General features: G+C 69.4%; 14 protein-coding genes. 5 read left to right on the forward strand and 9 right to left on the reverse strand.

All coding sequences use genetic code 11. From position 1 onward, the window contains the following. Nucleotides 1-34 precede the first annotated feature (34 nt). Nucleotides 35-634, forward strand: coding sequence for a TetR/AcrR family transcriptional regulator (locus tag AB0L97_RS31660; RefSeq protein ID WP_355075468.1), 600 nt, complete (start codon nucleotides 35-37; stop codon nucleotides 632-634). Nucleotides 635-665: 31 nt separating this feature from the next. Here the strand turns inward: AB0L97_RS31660 and AB0L97_RS31665 are convergent, their stop codons facing one another. The 6 genes from AB0L97_RS31665 to AB0L97_RS31690 all read right to left on the reverse strand — a co-directional run bounded on the left by AB0L97_RS31665 (nucleotide 666) and on the right by AB0L97_RS31690 (nucleotide 4920). After that, complete coding sequence (locus tag AB0L97_RS31665) at nucleotides 666-812, reverse strand: DUF1059 domain-containing protein (RefSeq protein WP_355075467.1); 147 nt, start codon at nucleotides 810-812, stop codon at nucleotides 666-668. An 86-nt stretch (nucleotides 813-898) separates the two neighbouring features. Next, nucleotides 899-1786, reverse strand: a complete 888-nt coding sequence (locus AB0L97_RS31670; protein WP_364436746.1) for a VOC family protein — start codon at nucleotides 1784-1786, stop codon at nucleotides 899-901. Between the two features lie 16 nt (nucleotides 1787-1802). Further along, complete coding sequence (locus tag AB0L97_RS31675; RefSeq protein WP_364436894.1) at nucleotides 1803-2819, reverse strand: ferredoxin--NADP reductase; 1017 nt, start codon at nucleotides 2817-2819, stop codon at nucleotides 1803-1805. Between the two features lie 119 nt (nucleotides 2820-2938). Then, on the reverse strand, nucleotides 2939-3166 hold the full coding sequence (locus AB0L97_RS31680; RefSeq protein ID WP_355075456.1) for a hypothetical protein: 228 nt from the start codon (nucleotides 3164-3166) through the stop codon (nucleotides 2939-2941). Between the two features lie 11 nt (nucleotides 3167-3177). Then, entirely contained in the window at nucleotides 3178-4320 is a 1143-nt protein-coding gene (locus tag AB0L97_RS31685; protein WP_364436750.1) for a Rieske 2Fe-2S domain-containing protein, read from the reverse strand. A gap of 93 nt (nucleotides 4321-4413) precedes the next feature. Further along, complete coding sequence (locus tag AB0L97_RS31690; RefSeq protein ID WP_364436753.1) at nucleotides 4414-4920, reverse strand: flavin reductase family protein; 507 nt, start codon at nucleotides 4918-4920, stop codon at nucleotides 4414-4416. A gap of 224 nt (nucleotides 4921-5144) precedes the next feature. Here AB0L97_RS31690 and AB0L97_RS31695 point away from each other — a divergent pair, with 224 nt between their 5' ends. The 4 genes from AB0L97_RS31695 (at nucleotide 5145) to AB0L97_RS31710 (ending at nucleotide 10300) form a co-directional block, all read left to right on the forward strand. Beyond that, complete coding sequence (locus tag AB0L97_RS31695; protein WP_355075451.1) at nucleotides 5145-5978, forward strand: IclR family transcriptional regulator; 834 nt, start codon at nucleotides 5145-5147, stop codon at nucleotides 5976-5978. Nucleotides 5979-6015: 37 nt separating this feature from the next. Next, nucleotides 6016-6591 carry a PadR family transcriptional regulator gene (locus AB0L97_RS31700; RefSeq protein ID WP_364436758.1) on the forward strand — a complete coding sequence of 192 codons (576 nt, stop codon included), beginning with the start codon at nucleotides 6016-6018 and terminating at the stop codon, nucleotides 6589-6591. A 61-nt stretch (nucleotides 6592-6652) separates the two neighbouring features. After that, nucleotides 6653-7882 (forward strand): bifunctional 3,4-dihydroxy-2-butanone-4-phosphate synthase/GTP cyclohydrolase II, encoded by a 1230-nt coding sequence (locus tag AB0L97_RS31705; RefSeq protein WP_364436761.1) that lies wholly within the window; start codon nucleotides 6653-6655, stop codon nucleotides 7880-7882. Nucleotides 7883-8020: 138 nt separating this feature from the next. After that, the gene (locus tag AB0L97_RS31710) at nucleotides 8021-10300 is read left to right on the forward strand and encodes a LuxR C-terminal-related transcriptional regulator (RefSeq protein WP_364436764.1); all 2280 of its coding nucleotides are present in this window, start codon (nucleotides 8021-8023) and stop codon (nucleotides 10298-10300) included. Between the two features lie 20 nt (nucleotides 10301-10320). On the opposite strand, the gene AB0L97_RS31715 is transcribed toward AB0L97_RS31710, so the two are convergent. The 3 genes from AB0L97_RS31715 to AB0L97_RS31725 all read right to left on the reverse strand — a co-directional run bounded on the left by AB0L97_RS31715 (nucleotide 10321) and on the right by AB0L97_RS31725 (nucleotide 13917). Beyond that, nucleotides 10321-11175 carry an alpha/beta fold hydrolase gene (locus tag AB0L97_RS31715; RefSeq protein WP_364436767.1) on the reverse strand — a complete coding sequence of 285 codons (855 nt, stop codon included), beginning with the start codon at nucleotides 11173-11175 and terminating at the stop codon, nucleotides 10321-10323. Next, nucleotides 11175-12338, reverse strand: a complete 1164-nt coding sequence (gene hsaA / locus AB0L97_RS31720) for a 3-hydroxy-9,10-secoandrosta-1,3,5(10)-triene-9,17-dione monooxygenase oxygenase subunit (protein ID WP_355075442.1) — start codon at nucleotides 12336-12338, stop codon at nucleotides 11175-11177. The genes AB0L97_RS31715 and hsaA overlap by 1 nt, the downstream gene beginning before the upstream one ends. A 97-nt stretch (nucleotides 12339-12435) precedes the next feature. Further along, the gene (locus AB0L97_RS31725; protein ID WP_364436771.1) at nucleotides 12436-13917 is read right to left on the reverse strand and encodes an FAD-dependent oxidoreductase; all 1482 of its coding nucleotides are present in this window, start codon (nucleotides 13915-13917) and stop codon (nucleotides 12436-12438) included. Nucleotides 13918-13990: the final 73 nt, after the last annotated feature.

The raw sequence follows: 13990 nt of genomic DNA on the forward strand, positions 1-13990 counted from the left end.
GGCAATGACTACATTTTGTTATCCTGCCTACACCATGCCGATCACTCGAAGCCGGTCCTATCACCACGGCGACCTGCGCGCCGAGTTGTTGCAGCGGGCCGAGGCCACGCTGCGCGAGTCCGGCGTCGACGGCTTGTCGCTACGCCGACTGGCGCGTGACGTCGGAGTCAGTCACGCCGCTCCGACCCGGCATTTCAAGGACAAGCAGGCGCTACTGGATGCCATCGCGGTATCCGGCTTCCAACGCCTCGCCGCCGCCTTGGCACAGACCGCGGCCGCCGACTCGGCCGATGGGCACATCCGCGCCCTGGCCCGCACCTATCTCCATTTCGCGACCGAGAACTCGGCGCTCGTCGCGTTGATGTTCGCGCGCAGGCACAGCCCCGCCGCGGGCGATGCGATGTCCCGGGCCGTGGACGCGGCGTTCGCGACGCCGGTCGCGCTCATCACCGAAGCACAGAAGCGGGGGGAGGTGATCGACGGCGACCCGCGCCGGATCGCGTTGTCCGCGGTCGCCGCGCTACAAGGTCTGGCCACCTTCGTCGGCTCGGGCGTGATCGCCGCCGAGACCGCCGACGAATTGGTGGACGAGACAACCACACACATGATCGAAGGCTTGCGCCCCCGCCCGTGATGCGCCGCGGTTGCGTCCACGCAGGTGTTCGTCAGTACGCGATGAACAGGATCTCGTCGCGTGAGTAGTCGTGGCCGGGATGGTTCTCGGCCAGATGGGCTTGCGTCTTGGCCACGAGATCATCCTCGTCGGTTCCGACGATCAGTTCTCCGCAGGGGCAGTTCAGCTTTCGCTTCATCAGCGTCCTTCCTCCTCGATCCGACAGTCTATGCACACCGAGGTGATCGAGCGCGAGTCAGCCGGTCACCCCGGGGCCGCACCGCGTCAACCGCGCCACCATTCGTGGCCCCAGTAGCTGTCGGCGGTGATCTCCTCCGCGCTGTAGGTGGACTCGTCGACCAGCAGACCTTCGGTGCCGTATTCGAGATCCCAGCCGCCGGGCGTGCGGACGTAGAAGGAGATCATCTTGTCGTTGGTGTGCCTGCCGAGGGTCGACGACAACGGGAGACCCGCCCGCATGACGCGGTCGAGCGCCCGGCCGACGGCGTCGAGTTCGTCGACCTCGACCATGATGTGCACCAGGCCAGGGCCGTCGAGACGGGTGCCGGGGATCAGGGCGAGGCTGTGGTGACGCTGGTTGACGCCGAGGAACCGTACGCGCACCGGTCCCACACCGGGTGGGGTGGGCACTCGGAAGGAGCCGCGTGGCAGGAATCCGAGTATCTCGCAGTAGAAACGGTTCGCCTCCTCGAGATCGGGCACCGGTAGCACGACGTGGCCGAGTCCCGATCCCGCTGTGACGAAACGGTTTCCGTGGGGAGTGACGACCGGGCTGTGGTCGAGCACCGGGCCGTGGAAGACCTCGACGGTGAACCCGGCGGGGTCGGTGAAGGTGCAGGCTTCCTCGACGCGTAGTGCGTCGACCTGCTCCTGAGCGAGCGGTGTGACCGCCACGCCCGCCTGCTCCAGCGCCTGCCGCACCCGGGCGAGCGCGCGGTAGTCGCGCACCTCCCAGCCGACGGCGAGCACCCGGTCCTGTTCCGCCGGGACGAGTTCCAAACGGTAGGCGTGCTCGTCCATGCGCAGGTACAGACTGTCCGGATTCGGCCCGGTGGCCTGCGCGAAACCCATCACGTCGAAGGCGAAGGCGCGCCAGGCCGCCACATCGGCGATGGCGACTCGGACGTAGCCGAGCGAGGCGATGTCAGCCATTGATTCGTCGTACTCCTCAGGAATAGGTGACTTGCACCGTGTCGGTGACCGGGACCGCCTGGCAGGCCAGCACGTATCCCTCGGCCAGATCGGCCTCGTCGAGAATTTCGTTGTGCCGCATCGCCACCTGACCGGAGACGACCCGGCAGGTGCAGGCGCTGCACGCGCCCTCGCGGCAGGAATAGGGCGCCTCCAGCCCGTTGGCCAACAGGACGTCGAGCAGGACCTGGTGGCGGGGCCACGGAAGTGCGCGCGTCTCGCCGTCGAGTTCCACCTCGACCGCCGCGTGGTCGCCGGAGTCGATGGAGTCGACGACATCGGGCGTGGCGGTATCGAACGGATCGCCGTTCAGCGACACGAACTTCTCGACGTGCACGCGCTTGCGGTCGGCGCCCGACCCGATCAGTGCGGCGGAGACGGCGTCCATGAACGGGCCGGGTCCGCACACGAACGCCTCGCGCTCGCGCCACGGTCCGGCCAGCGCCGCGAGCTGCGGCCGCGACGGCAGCCCTTGCACGCTCTCCAGCCAGTGCACCACGACCAGGCGGCCGGGATGCCGGGCGGACAGGTCGGCGAGTTCATCGGCGAAGATCACCGAGCGCTCGTCGCGGTTGGCGTAGATCAGCACGCAGTGCCCGGCTCCGTCTGCCAGCACCGATTTCAGGATCGACAGCACCGGGGTGATCCCGCTGCCCGCCGCGAACAACAGCACGTCCTCGTCCAGCGATGCCGGGGTGAAGACACCCGCGGGCGGCAGCGCGTGGAAATCCATGCCCGCGACCGCGTTGTCGCACAACCAATTCGACGCGTAGCCGTCGGGCGTTCGCTTGACCGTGACCTTCAGCGGCCCCGCTTCGTGCGGCGCGCTCGACAACGAGTAGCAGCGGCTCACCGAGCCGGTCAGCTCGCTCGGAATCCGCAGGGTCAGGAACTGGCCCGGCCGATAGTCGATCGCATTCGACTGCTCCGCGGTCGGACTCAGCTCCAGCGATACCGCGTCGTGGGTCTCCCGGATCACCCGCGCCACACGCAGGGTGAGGAATGCGCCGGGGCGGGTCTCGGAGTCGTCGGGAACCTCGGCCCGGGTCCCCGGCACCACGGCCGCTCGGGCTCGATCCACTGCTGCGTCTCCTCTTCGGTCCTCCACGGCTGTCACGGCACGTCCCCGTCCCGGGTGCTGACGTCGATGAGACCGCCCGCGACGGCGGCATCGATGCTGTCGCGCAGCGCGACGCAGGTCCGTACCCGCGCACTGTCCGCGCCGGCGAACTCGGCGCACGCCGCCACCGCGCCCGCGCTCCACTGCACGCTGGTGTGCTGCGGACTGAACTTCTCGACGAGCACACACGTCGCGCAGATACGGCAGGTAACCCGTTCCATCGCGGCCCCGCTCAGGCTCCGGCGGCGGCGCGCTGCTCGGCGAGATTCTCGGCGACCTCCGCCTCCCACGCCGTGACCGCCCTGGTGGTGTCCACTTCGAACTCGAAGCGGTCGGTCATCTTCGGATCGATGTCGGCCACGTCGGTGTAGAACTGCTCGTACCAGCGGCGCAGCTGGTAGACGGGTCCGTCCTCCTCGCACAGCAGCGGGTTGTCGATGCGGGTCTTGCGCTGCCAGATCGCGGCATCCTGTTCGAAGCCGCGGCCCAGGCCACCGGCGAACTTCGCCGCGATCTCCTCGGCCTGCTCCGCGGGCACGCCGTGTGGCTTCTTCACGATCGCGCCGTACTGCAGCACGAATTTCGTGGGTGACACCGGGTAGTGGCAGTTGATGAGGATGCCCTCCACCGTCAGGCCCGCACTCTCGCTGCGCAGGTGATCGATCATGTAGGACGGGCCGTAGTAAGAGGCATCAGAGTGCAGGACGTTCTTGCCGCCCAACGCCTTCGCGGTCTCCCCCATCATGTCCTCGCGCGACACCGAGGTCATGTACTGGCTGGCGATGTGACCCTCGAAGACGTTCTTGAAGTAGGTCGGGAACCCGAAGTGCACGTAGAAGAAGTGCGCCATGTCCACCACGTTGTCGATGACCTCGCGGCAATTCGCGCCGTCGATCGTCATGGTGTTCCAGGTCCAGTCGGTCCACTCGTCGCTGAACGCCCCGTCGATGCGCGGGATGGTGACCTCCGCCGGGGGCGGATCGCCCTCCGGGTCGTTCCACACGAACAGCTGCTTGTTCTGCTCCAACGTCGGCCACGAGCGAGTCCGAGCCCGGGGTGGAACTCGGCGGCCGTAGGGGATGCCGGTGCAGCGTCCATTGCCGCCCCACCGCCAGTCGTGGAAAGGACAGGCGATGGAGTCACCTTTGATCCGGCCGTCCCCGAGGTTCCCGCCCATGTGCCTGCAATAGGCGTCCAGCACGTACAACTCTCCGCCCGCACCGGCGAAGACCACCAGTTCGGTGCCGAAGATCTCGACGGTATGCGGTTTCCCGTCCCGGAAGTCCCGCGCGAGCCCCAGGCAGTGCCAGCCGCGCGCGTAGCGGGCGGGCGGAGCGCCCGCGTCGATCACTCGGACCTCGGTGTCGGTAGTCATCGGTTCCTCCACGATTCGCGCACGGTTGTCACTTCGATATTTCGGTTCGCCGTCCCGCCCCGGAAATGTGCAGTCCCACTGGTCGGGAGGTGCTCAGGCCTCATCGAGCCGCCCGAAGGCGGAGCGGTAGAACAGCAGCGGAGGCGCCTCGCGATGCTCCGACAGCGCGGTGACGCGTGCGATGACGATGGTGTGGTCGCCGCCGTCGACCTCCTGCTCGATCTCGCAGTCGAGCCAGGCCATGGCTCCGGCCAGCCGCGGCGAGCCGTTGGGCGAGGGCTCCCAGTCGACCCCCGCGAACTTGTCGGTGCCGCTGCGCGCGAGACGGCGGCAGATCTCCTGCTGGTCGTGGGCCAGGATGTTGACGCAGAGCCGGCCAACGGCCCGGATGCGCGGCCACGATGTGGACGTGCGCGCGGGGCAGAAGCAGACCGCGGGCGGCTCCAGCGACAGCGCCGAGAACGACTGGCAGGTGAATCCGACCGGCCCGTCCTCCGCGTGCGCGGTGATCACCGTAACGCCTGTGCAGAAGCGACCCAGCACCGCTTTGAAGTCGCGCACGTCCAGTGGCGATCCGTCCATCTCGAGCACCGGTTCCATCGGGCCTCCTATTTCGATCAGGCATATACCTGTCAGCTATGACAACAGCGCTCGCCCGAGGGTCGTCAAGATCGGAGTCCGGTCACCGAGATGCGGATCCGTAGAAGCTACGTAGTTCTCCCGATTCATCTCGGCTGCGAAGTCGTCAGTGTGATGGGAGACACAAACGATCGAGCACGTAATGCCTGGTCGACGTTGACCGACTGTGACCGACGGAGGTTCGAATGACCGTCACCCTGCTGCCCGACAGCGAGCCGCGCACCGACCGGGTCCCGCGGCGGACCCGCGCCAAGGGGGTGGAAGCCGAGGTGCCGGTGTCGATGATCGAGCGGATGACCCTCATCCTGGACGCGTTCGACGCGGCCACCCCGACGCTGACGCTGCTCGGCTTGGTGGAACGCACCGGCCTGCCGCGCTCGACCGTCCATCGGATCCTCGACCAGATGATCCGGCTCCGGTGGCTGGCCCACACGTCCGGCGGATACCGGCTCGGCATGCGAACCCTGGAACTGGGTGGGCTCACCGCCGACCACAACGAGATCCGCGACGCGGTCAGCCCGCTGCTGCACGAGTTGTGCCAGCGCACCGGCATGGTCGGACACCTGGCGGTGCTCGACGGGCGCGAGGTGGTGTACCTGGACAAGGCGGGCGGCCGCTTGGCCGCGATGCTGCCGACCCGCCTCGGCGGCCGCATGCCCGCGCACTGCACCGCGCTCGGCAAGGCCATGCTGGCCACGCTCGAGCCGACCATCGCCGAAGCCGCGTTCCATTCCCGGCTGCCGCGACGGACCGCGCACACCATCACCGAGCCCGACGCGCTGCATCGCGCCTTGGCCCAGGTCCGGCTGCGCCAGGGCGTGGCGCTGGACCGCGAGGAAGCGATGGACGGAATCGCCTGTGTCGCAGCGCCCCTGCGGGGCCGCGGCACCGCCCCCGCAGCCCTGTCGCTGTCCGGTCGAGCCGAGGCGATGAGCTTCGACAAGCTGGCGCGGGTGCTGCTCGAGATCTCCCACGAGGCCGGACGGACGCTGTTCGGGCGCCGGGCGCGCTGGCGATAGTTCGAATCCGAATATGCCTGAGCGGTACAGTCCGACCATGACCGATGGCGTCACACCCGCGGTGCCCGACCTGCCGACCACCGCGTGGGCCGTACTCGGCATGCTCTCGCACGCCGACGAACTCTCCGGCTACGACCTCAAGAAATGGGCCGACTGGAGTCTGCAGTTCTTCTATTGGAGCCCGTCGTTCAGCCAGATCTACGCCGAACTCAAACGCCTCGAGAAGCACGGCTACGCCAGCTCCCGCACGGTGGTGCACGAGGACGGCGTGCGCGGCAAGCGGATGTACGCCATCACGCCGGAAGGCCGTGCGGCCGCGGCGAACTGGGTCAATCACGCACCGGTGGAGGCGCCGGTGCTCAAGCACAGCGTGATGCTGCGCGCATGGCTCGGCAACCTCGCCGAACCCGACCGGATGCGCGACATACTCACCGAGCACATCGAGTACGCCGAGAAGATGCGCAGGCGCGCCGAGGCCGACGCGCAGGGCGCCGAGGCGAATCCGGACTGGGCCTATCCCGAACTGGTGCTGCGCTGGTGCGTGCGGCACTACGAGGCGGAGCGCGATTTCGCCCGCGAGCTGCTGGCGGATATCGACCGCCTCACTCAGTGAGACGCCACCTGGCTGTTCCGGCCCCGCCATATTTCTATTAGGCATATGGAGGTGGCGGATGATGACCGGTGAACTGGACTCGGTGCCTGCCGCGGTGGCGGCCATCGCGAACGGCGGCATGGTCCTCGTCGTGGACGACGAGGACCGCGAGAACGAAGGCGATCTGGTGCTCGCCGCGGAGCAGGCGACCGCGGCGAACATCGGGTTCCTGGTGCGGCACACCAGCGGCGTGCTGTGCGTGCCCATGACGGGCAGCGACCTGGACCGGCTGGAGCTGCCGCCGATGACGGCGATCAACCAGGACCCGAAGGGCACCGCGTACACGGTCTCGGTCGACGCGGCGGCGGGCATCACCACCGGCATATCGGCCGCCGACCGCGCGCACACCATGCGCTTGCTCGCCGATCCCGACGCCACACCCCGGGATTTCACTCGCCCCGGGCACGTGTTCCCCCTGCGAGCGCACCCGCGTGGCGTGCTCGGTCGGCAAGGACACACCGAGGCGGCGGTCGACCTGGTGCGGATGGCGGGCTTGCGCCCCGCCGCGGTCATCGCCGAGGTGGTGCGCGACGACGGCTCGATGGCCCGGCTCCCCGACCTGCTGACCATGGCCAGGGTGCACGGAATACCGATCATTTCCATCGCCGACCTGATCGACCATCGCCGCAGGCTGGAGCCGGGCGTCGTGCGCGTCGTCGAGACCAGGCTGCCCACCCGCTTCGGCGAGTTCCGGCTCATCGGCTACCGGGACACGACCGACCACGCCGAACACCTCGCGTTGGTGTTCGGCGCGCCGGGCGAGCGCGACGTACTGACCCGGGTGCATTCGGAATGCCTCACCGGCGACGCGTTCGGCTCGCTGCGCTGCGACTGCGGCGAGCAACTCGACGCCGCCTTGCGGGCAGTGGCCGCCGCGGGCCGCGGGGTCGTGGTGTACCTGCGCGGACAAGAGGGGCGCGGTGTCGGACTGCTGAACAAGCTGCGCGCCTACGCGCTCCAGGACGAGGGCGCCGACACGGTCGACGCGAATCTGCGACTCGGGCTGCCCGTCGACGCCCGTCACTACGGCGCCGCGGCGCGGATCCTGGCCGACCTGGGAGTGCGGTCGGTCCACTTGCTCAGCAACAATCCGGCCAAGCAGGCGGGATTGACCGAATACGGCATCGCCGTCGAACGACGGATTCCGCTGCAGACCAGTCCGACCGAGCACAACGTGCGGTACCTGCGCGCCAAGCGCGACCGTATGCGCCATCAGCTCAGCGACGTCGACGCCGCTGCCGCCGCTCGGTGAGCGGCGCCGGTTCGATCCCTCCGCGGTCACCGGAACGCCGCCGATCCTGCGCGTGCCGGGCCCGCGGGCACGTTCATCGGAGTTGAATTTGTCCAGAACGCTCTTCCGCGCCCCGCGCGGTACCTAGGGTTGACACCCATGGCGCGGCGTCCCATCGGCAACCTCCCTGCCGAGGTCACCAGCTTCGTCGGGCGCCGGGAGGAACTCGCCGCCGCGAAGCGGCTGCTGCCCACGACACGCGTGCTGACCCTGCTCGGTCCGGGCGGCGTCGGCAAGACCCGGCTGTCCCGCCAAGTCGGCGTCGCGGTCGCACGCGCGTTCCCGGACGGGGTGTGGCTGGTCGAGCTAGCCGACGTCCAGGACCCGGATCTGGTCACGGTGACCGTCGCGGAGGCCCTCGCGTTGCGCGATGACACGGCGGCGCCGCTGCGGCGGCTCACCGACTTCCTCGCGGCCAAGCGGCTGCTGCTGATCTTGGACAACTGCGAGCACCTGATCGACGCCTGCGCGCGGCTGGTGGGCAGGATCGTGGCCACCACCTCGGAGGTCCGCGTGCTGGCGACCAGCCGGGAGGTGCTGGGCGTGCAGGGCGAACAGGTCATGCCCGTCGCGCCCTTGCCGCTACCGGACGCGGGGACCACCGACAGCGATGCGATGCGACTGCTCGCCGAGCGGGCCGGCGCCGCCAACCCCGGCTTCGCGGCCACCCCCGCGAATCGCGATGCGCTGGCCGCGATCTGCCGCCGGCTGGACGGCATTCCGCTCGCGTTGGAGCTGGCCGCGTTGCGGTTCCGCGTGTTCACTCCGGAACAGATCCTCACCCGGCTCGACGACACCATGGGCCTGCTCAGCGCGGGACCGCGACTCGCGCCGGAACGACAGCAGACCATCGAGGGCGCGATCCGCTGGAGCTACGACCTGTGCATCCCGGCCGAACAGCGCTTGTGGGAGCAGCTGTCGGTGTTCTCCGGCGGCTTCGACATCGACGCCGCCGAAGCCGTGTGCCTGCCCGCACCGAACGGGCGCACGGTGATCGACGCGCTGACCGGCCTGGTCGACAAGTCGGTGCTGAGTCTGCGCTACGACGGCGATGTCGGGCGGTACTCGATGCTGGAGCCGATCCGGCAGTTCGCCCGCGACCGGCTGGCCGAGCGGGGCGAGGAGCCCGAGGTGCGCGGCCGCCACCGCGATCATTACCGGCGGCTGGCACTGCGCGGCCGCACCGCGTATTGGAGTTCCGATGACGTCGCCTGGTTCCGCGAACTGAACCGCGAGCACGCGAATCTGCGCGCGGCGCTACAGTTCGGCCTGACCGACGCACCCGAGTCGGCGCTCGAGATGGCGGCGGTGCTGCGGCCGTTCTGGGAGCACAATCGCTTCCTCACCGAGGGCTACCGATGGCTGACCGACGCGCTGGCGAGGTCGAGCGAACCGACCGAGCTGCGCGCACGCGGGCTGTCCGCGGCGGCCTCGCTCGCGGCGTTGCTGTCCGATCGCGGGTCGGCGCGCCAGTTGGTGGACGAATGCGTTGCCCTGGCGCGCCGGGTCAATGCCCCCGACATCCTCGCGGAGGCGATGCTCGATTCGGCGCTGCTCGCCTTCAACGACGGCGACACCGCTCGCGCGCTCGAATTGGCCGAGACCGCCACGCATCTGGCAGCCGAATGCGGCCATCACGCGATGGAGATGGACAGCCTCGCGTTCGCGTTCGTGTGCGCGCTGGTGCTCGCCGACGAACGCTCGACCGCCTTCGCCGAGCGGCTGCTGAAGGTCACCACAGAGCGCGGACCGTATCTGCTCGGCGGGCTGGCGCAGTGGTCGATGGGGCTGGATCATTGGCGGCGCGGCGATCAGCGTGCCGCGACCGGATATCTCGCCCGCTCCGTCGAGATGTTCAGCCTGTTCGACCGATGCGTCTGGCTTGCCTCCGGATTCGAAGGGCTGGCGTGGTCGGCGGTCGCGCGCGCCGACTTCGAGCGAGCCGCCCGTCTGCTCGGCGCCGCGGAGATCCTGGCGCGCAGCACGGTACGCCTCGCCCACGCCATCACCGGCGTACTCGGTGACAGGATGCGTGGTCGCGTGCGAGAAGAACTGGGCGAGCGGAAGTTCGAGGAGATCTTCCACAGCGGCGCGACGCTGTCGCTGAGCGAGGCGATCGATTACGCGCTGGGACGCGCGCCCGCCACGGCGCGACCGCCGCAGGCCGCGCCGGTCGAGGCACAGGCGGCGGACGTCCTCACACGCCGGGAGAAGGACGTCGCCCGGCTGGTGGCGGCGGGGCACAGCAACAAACGCATCGCCGCCGAGCTGGTGATCTCGGTGCGCACCGCCGAGACCCACGTCGAGCACATTCTCACCAAGCTCGGTTTCACCTCCCGAACCCAGATCGCGGGGTGGGTCCGCGATCACGAGGTGTGATCGACGCGGGCGGCGGGCGGTCAGAGACCGGCGGTGAGGAAATCGACGACCGCGCGCTCGAACGCCGACTTGCGTTCGATCTGCACCCAATGACCACACCGGGCGAAGACGCGCAGATCCGCGTTCGGGATCTGCCGTGCCGGGAACAACGCCGCCTCCACCGGTGTCACCCGGTCGTCACGCCCCCACAGGATCTGCGTCTCGGCGCGCAGGCCGCGCAGCCGGGCCCACAGCGGAACCGGTTCTGCGAGAGCGGGATCGGCGAAGGTCGCGTACGCGTCGCGCAGCGCGGTGATAGCGGCGGGATCGGAGGCAGCGGCCGACCGGGTCTCGATCAACTCCTCGGTGAGGGTCGCCGGATTCGACACCATGGCACGCAGCCAGGGCAGCAGCCGTTCCCGGGTGGGAGCGGCGCTGAACTCCAGCAAGCGCGTGATGCCTTCGGACGGCTCGGGCCCCAGCACGTTCACCCCGACGCCGCCGGGCGCCATCAGCACCAGCCGATCGACCCGGTCGGGATGTTCCAGCGCCAGTAGCGTCGCGACCGCGCCACCCATCGAATTGCCGAGCAGGTGCACCCGTTCCAGGTGGAGGTCATCGAGCAGGCCCAGCACCGCGTCGGCGGAGATGCGCAGATAGTTGCGTTCGTACACCGGCGGGCGGCCACTGGCGCCGAAGCCAGGCTGATCCACGATCAGACAACGGAAACGCTCGGCCAGCACCGGCAGGTTGGCGCCGAAGTTGGCCCATCCCGAGACGCCCGGTCCGGAGCCGTGCAACAGCACCAGCGGCGCGCCCGACCCCGCTTCGTGGTAGCGCAGTTCCAGCCCGCCCGTCGTGCTCCGGCGCGTGGTGTTCTCCGCGGTGAGCGTCATCAGATCATCCGATCCGTGACCGGCAGGCCGAACGCGTCCCGGCCGTACAGGACCAGCGCGCGCTCCACGTCGTTGATCACGTGCACGCTCCCGGCGTGCGCGTCACGCCAGTGCCGTTCGATCGGATTGGGTTTGCGGATCGCATGACCGCCGGAGTTGTCGAACAGCAGGTCGATGGCCTCGATGGCGCGTTCGGTGCCGCGCACCTGGTCGCGGCGGCTGCGGACCCGCAGTTCGAGAGGGATCTCCTCCCCCGCCTCGGCGTAGCGCAGTTGTTCGCCGATGTTGCGCTCCATCTGCAGGACGGCGGCGTCGATCTCGGAGGCGGCGCGAGCGACGCGGACGTGCGCGAACGGATCCTCGGCGGCCTTCTGCCCGCCGTAGGAGATCCGCACCCGCTCGCGCATGCGCTCGATGTGCGCTTCGTACGCGCCTTGGGCGGCGCCGATGATCGGTGCGGTGATGGTGTTGGAGAACACCGCGCCAAACGAAATCCGGTACAGTGCAGCGGTATTGACCTCCTGTCCGGGTCCGCGCAGCTCGGCCTGCTCACTCGCGCTGTAGGTCCGGTGGGCGGGTACGAACGCCTTCTCGATGACGATGTCGTTGCTGCCGGTGCCGGACAGCCCCGACACGTGCCAGACGTCCTCGATGCGGTAATCGGCACGCGGCACCAGAACGGTCAGATACTCCGCTCCGCCTTCGTCGTTCGGCACGACCGCGCCCAGGAAGGCCCAGCGGGCGTGATCGCACCCGGAGGAGAAGCTCCACCGACCACTGATCTCGAAGCCGCCCTCGACCGGTGTCAGCTTGCCGGTCGGCGCGTACGACGACGAGACCAGTGTGTCCGGATCGGCACTCCAGACGTCCTCCTGTGCCCGCAGCGGAAACAACGCCAGTTGCCACGGGTGCGCGCCCAGCACCGAGGACACCCAGGCCGTGGACGGGCAGGCGGTCGCGATGGCGCGGATCACCTCATAGAACGCGACCGGTGAGGATTCGTCGCCGCCGAAACGGGACGGCTGCAGCATGCGGAACACCCCGGCCTCGGTCAGCTCCCGGATGCTCTGGTCGGGCACTCTGCGCTGCAGTTCGGCGTCGGCGGCTCGCTCCCGGATCGCGGGCAGCAGATCCCGTACCCGATCGAGCACCTTGTTGGTCATATGCGGTAGTCCTCCTGGTAGTGCCGTCTTTCGACGCTAGGCCGGTGCGGCGCCGTCCGGTCCGATCCATCCCGATGACCGGAACCCGCCGTCCGGATCAGCTGGTGCGGGCCGCGGCGGTACCTGCGCGGCGGCCGAAGAAGGTGCCGTCGCCGAGCGAAGTGCCGCTGATGTAGCCCTCGCCGTGCAGGTTGCTCGCGGCACGGCCCGCGGCGAACAGACCGGGGATCGGGGCGCCGTCGACATCGAGTACGGCGCCGTCGAGCGAGGTGTGCAGACCACCGAGGGTGAACACGGACGCACCGGTCCCACGGCGATCACCGGATTCCGACGGTGGCCGCACCCCCGCCCGCACGTCGATCGCGGCGAGCGGCGGCGTGAGGGGCCGCACCCAGCGCGGCGCTTTCCCGAACTCGGGATCCACCCCGCCCGAGGCGAAGTCGTTGTACCGGCGGACGGTGTCGGCCAGCGCGGCCGCCGGTACGCCCATCAGGTCGGCGAGTTCCTCGGCGGTCTCCGCCACATGGGTCGGCTGCACACCCCACCGCTGTGGTTCCGGCACTTCCTCGAAGGCTCGTTCGTCCAGCACGACCCAGGTCCGCATGCCGTGCCGGAACAGCGCCGCCTGGCCGATCCGGCCGGGATAGGTGTCCTCGTTGACGAACCGCTGCCCGTGCCTGTTGACCACCATGCCGCGCGCGGCGAGGCCGGGAACGAGCGAGATGCCGACCTGGCCCGTGGACATGTGCCGCACGGCCGCGCCGAGCGCCTGCGCCATCCGGATCCCGCTTCCGTCGTCGGTGCCCGCGCTGACCTTGGTGTGCCCCAGCAGTTTCGGTGCGTGAGCGGCGAGCATGGCGTCATTGTCCACGAATCCGCCGGTGGTCAGCACGACGCCGCGACGTGCCCGGATGGTCAGCTCGGTGCCGTACCGCCGGGCCACCACACCGACGACGGTGCCGTCGGCCGCCAGGACCAGGCAGGTCGCCCTGGTATCGAAAAGCGCTGTCGCGCCGGCGGATCGCGCGGCCTCGGCCAGACAGTCCATGAGCAGCTTGCCGCCGAAGTCGGCGGCGGCCGGGCGATGCCCGCGGGGCGCGGGATCGGCGAGGTCGGAGAACGGCTTGCTGTTCTCTCCCAGCCACATCAGCCCGTCATCCGTCGGCGGTACCCACGTCGGCGCGTCCCACAGTGTGGGCTTGAACGGCACGCCGCGGTCGGCGAGCCAGTGGAAGTGCGCGACGCTGTCCTCGCTGTAGCGAGAGATCTTGGCCGAATCCGCCCCCGGACCGAGCGCGGCGGACAGGAACGCGGCCATCGCTCCCGGGTCGTCGTCGAATCCGCAGGCCCGCTGGATCGGTGTGCCGCCGCCGAGATAGATCTCACCGCCCGAGAGGGCGGATGCGCCGCCGGGACCGCTCATCCGATCCAGCACCAGCACCTGCGCGCCGCTCGCCGCCGCCTCGAATGCCGCCGCCGCTCCGGCGCATCCGTAACCGACCACCAGCACATCGGTCTCGAGGTCGTAGGCGCGCACGTCGGCGGCCTCCCGAGGCGCGACCGAATACCGATCACTCATGGGGTCGACCTTCCCGCGCCGGTCGCGATGGCGGGCCGCCCGTCTTGGTGAGCGACCCGCCGGTCCCGTTCAT

The sequence above is a fragment of the Nocardia sp. NPDC051911 genome, from assembly GCF_040681035.1.
In the GTDB taxonomy this organism is placed as follows: domain Bacteria; phylum Actinomycetota; class Actinomycetes; order Mycobacteriales; family Mycobacteriaceae; genus Nocardia; species Nocardia sichangensis.

What these genes read in the sequence shown, in the direction of transcription:
- AB0L97_RS31660 (WP_355075468.1), top strand. Translation starts at nt 35, where the DNA reads ATGCCGATCACTCGAAGCCGGTCCTATCACCACGGCGACCTGCGCGCC.
- AB0L97_RS31665 (WP_355075467.1), bottom strand. Translation starts at nt 812, where the DNA reads ATGAAGCGAAAGCTGAACTGCCCCTGCGGAGAACTGATCGTCGGAACC.
- AB0L97_RS31670 (WP_364436746.1), bottom strand. Translation starts at nt 1,786, where the DNA reads ATGGCTGACATCGCCTCGCTCGGCTACGTCCGAGTCGCCATCGCCGAT.
- AB0L97_RS31680 (WP_355075456.1), bottom strand. Translation starts at nt 3,166, where the DNA reads ATGGAACGGGTTACCTGCCGTATCTGCGCGACGTGTGTGCTCGTCGAG.
- AB0L97_RS31685 (WP_364436750.1), bottom strand. Translation starts at nt 4,320, where the DNA reads ATGACTACCGACACCGAGGTCCGAGTGATCGACGCGGGCGCTCCGCCC.
- AB0L97_RS31690 (WP_364436753.1), bottom strand. Translation starts at nt 4,920, where the DNA reads ATGGAACCGGTGCTCGAGATGGACGGATCGCCACTGGACGTGCGCGAC.
- AB0L97_RS31695 (WP_355075451.1), top strand. Translation starts at nt 5,145, where the DNA reads ATGACCGTCACCCTGCTGCCCGACAGCGAGCCGCGCACCGACCGGGTC.
- AB0L97_RS31700 (WP_364436758.1), top strand. Translation starts at nt 6,016, where the DNA reads ATGACCGATGGCGTCACACCCGCGGTGCCCGACCTGCCGACCACCGCG.
- AB0L97_RS31705 (WP_364436761.1), top strand. Translation starts at nt 6,653, where the DNA reads ATGACCGGTGAACTGGACTCGGTGCCTGCCGCGGTGGCGGCCATCGCG.
- AB0L97_RS31710 (WP_364436764.1), top strand. Translation starts at nt 8,021, where the DNA reads ATGGCGCGGCGTCCCATCGGCAACCTCCCTGCCGAGGTCACCAGCTTC.
- AB0L97_RS31715 (WP_364436767.1), bottom strand. Translation starts at nt 11,175, where the DNA reads ATGACGCTCACCGCGGAGAACACCACGCGCCGGAGCACGACGGGCGGG.
- hsaA (WP_355075442.1), bottom strand. Translation starts at nt 12,338, where the DNA reads ATGACCAACAAGGTGCTCGATCGGGTACGGGATCTGCTGCCCGCGATC.
- AB0L97_RS31725 (WP_364436771.1), bottom strand. Translation starts at nt 13,917, where the DNA reads ATGAGTGATCGGTATTCGGTCGCGCCTCGGGAGGCCGCCGACGTGCGC.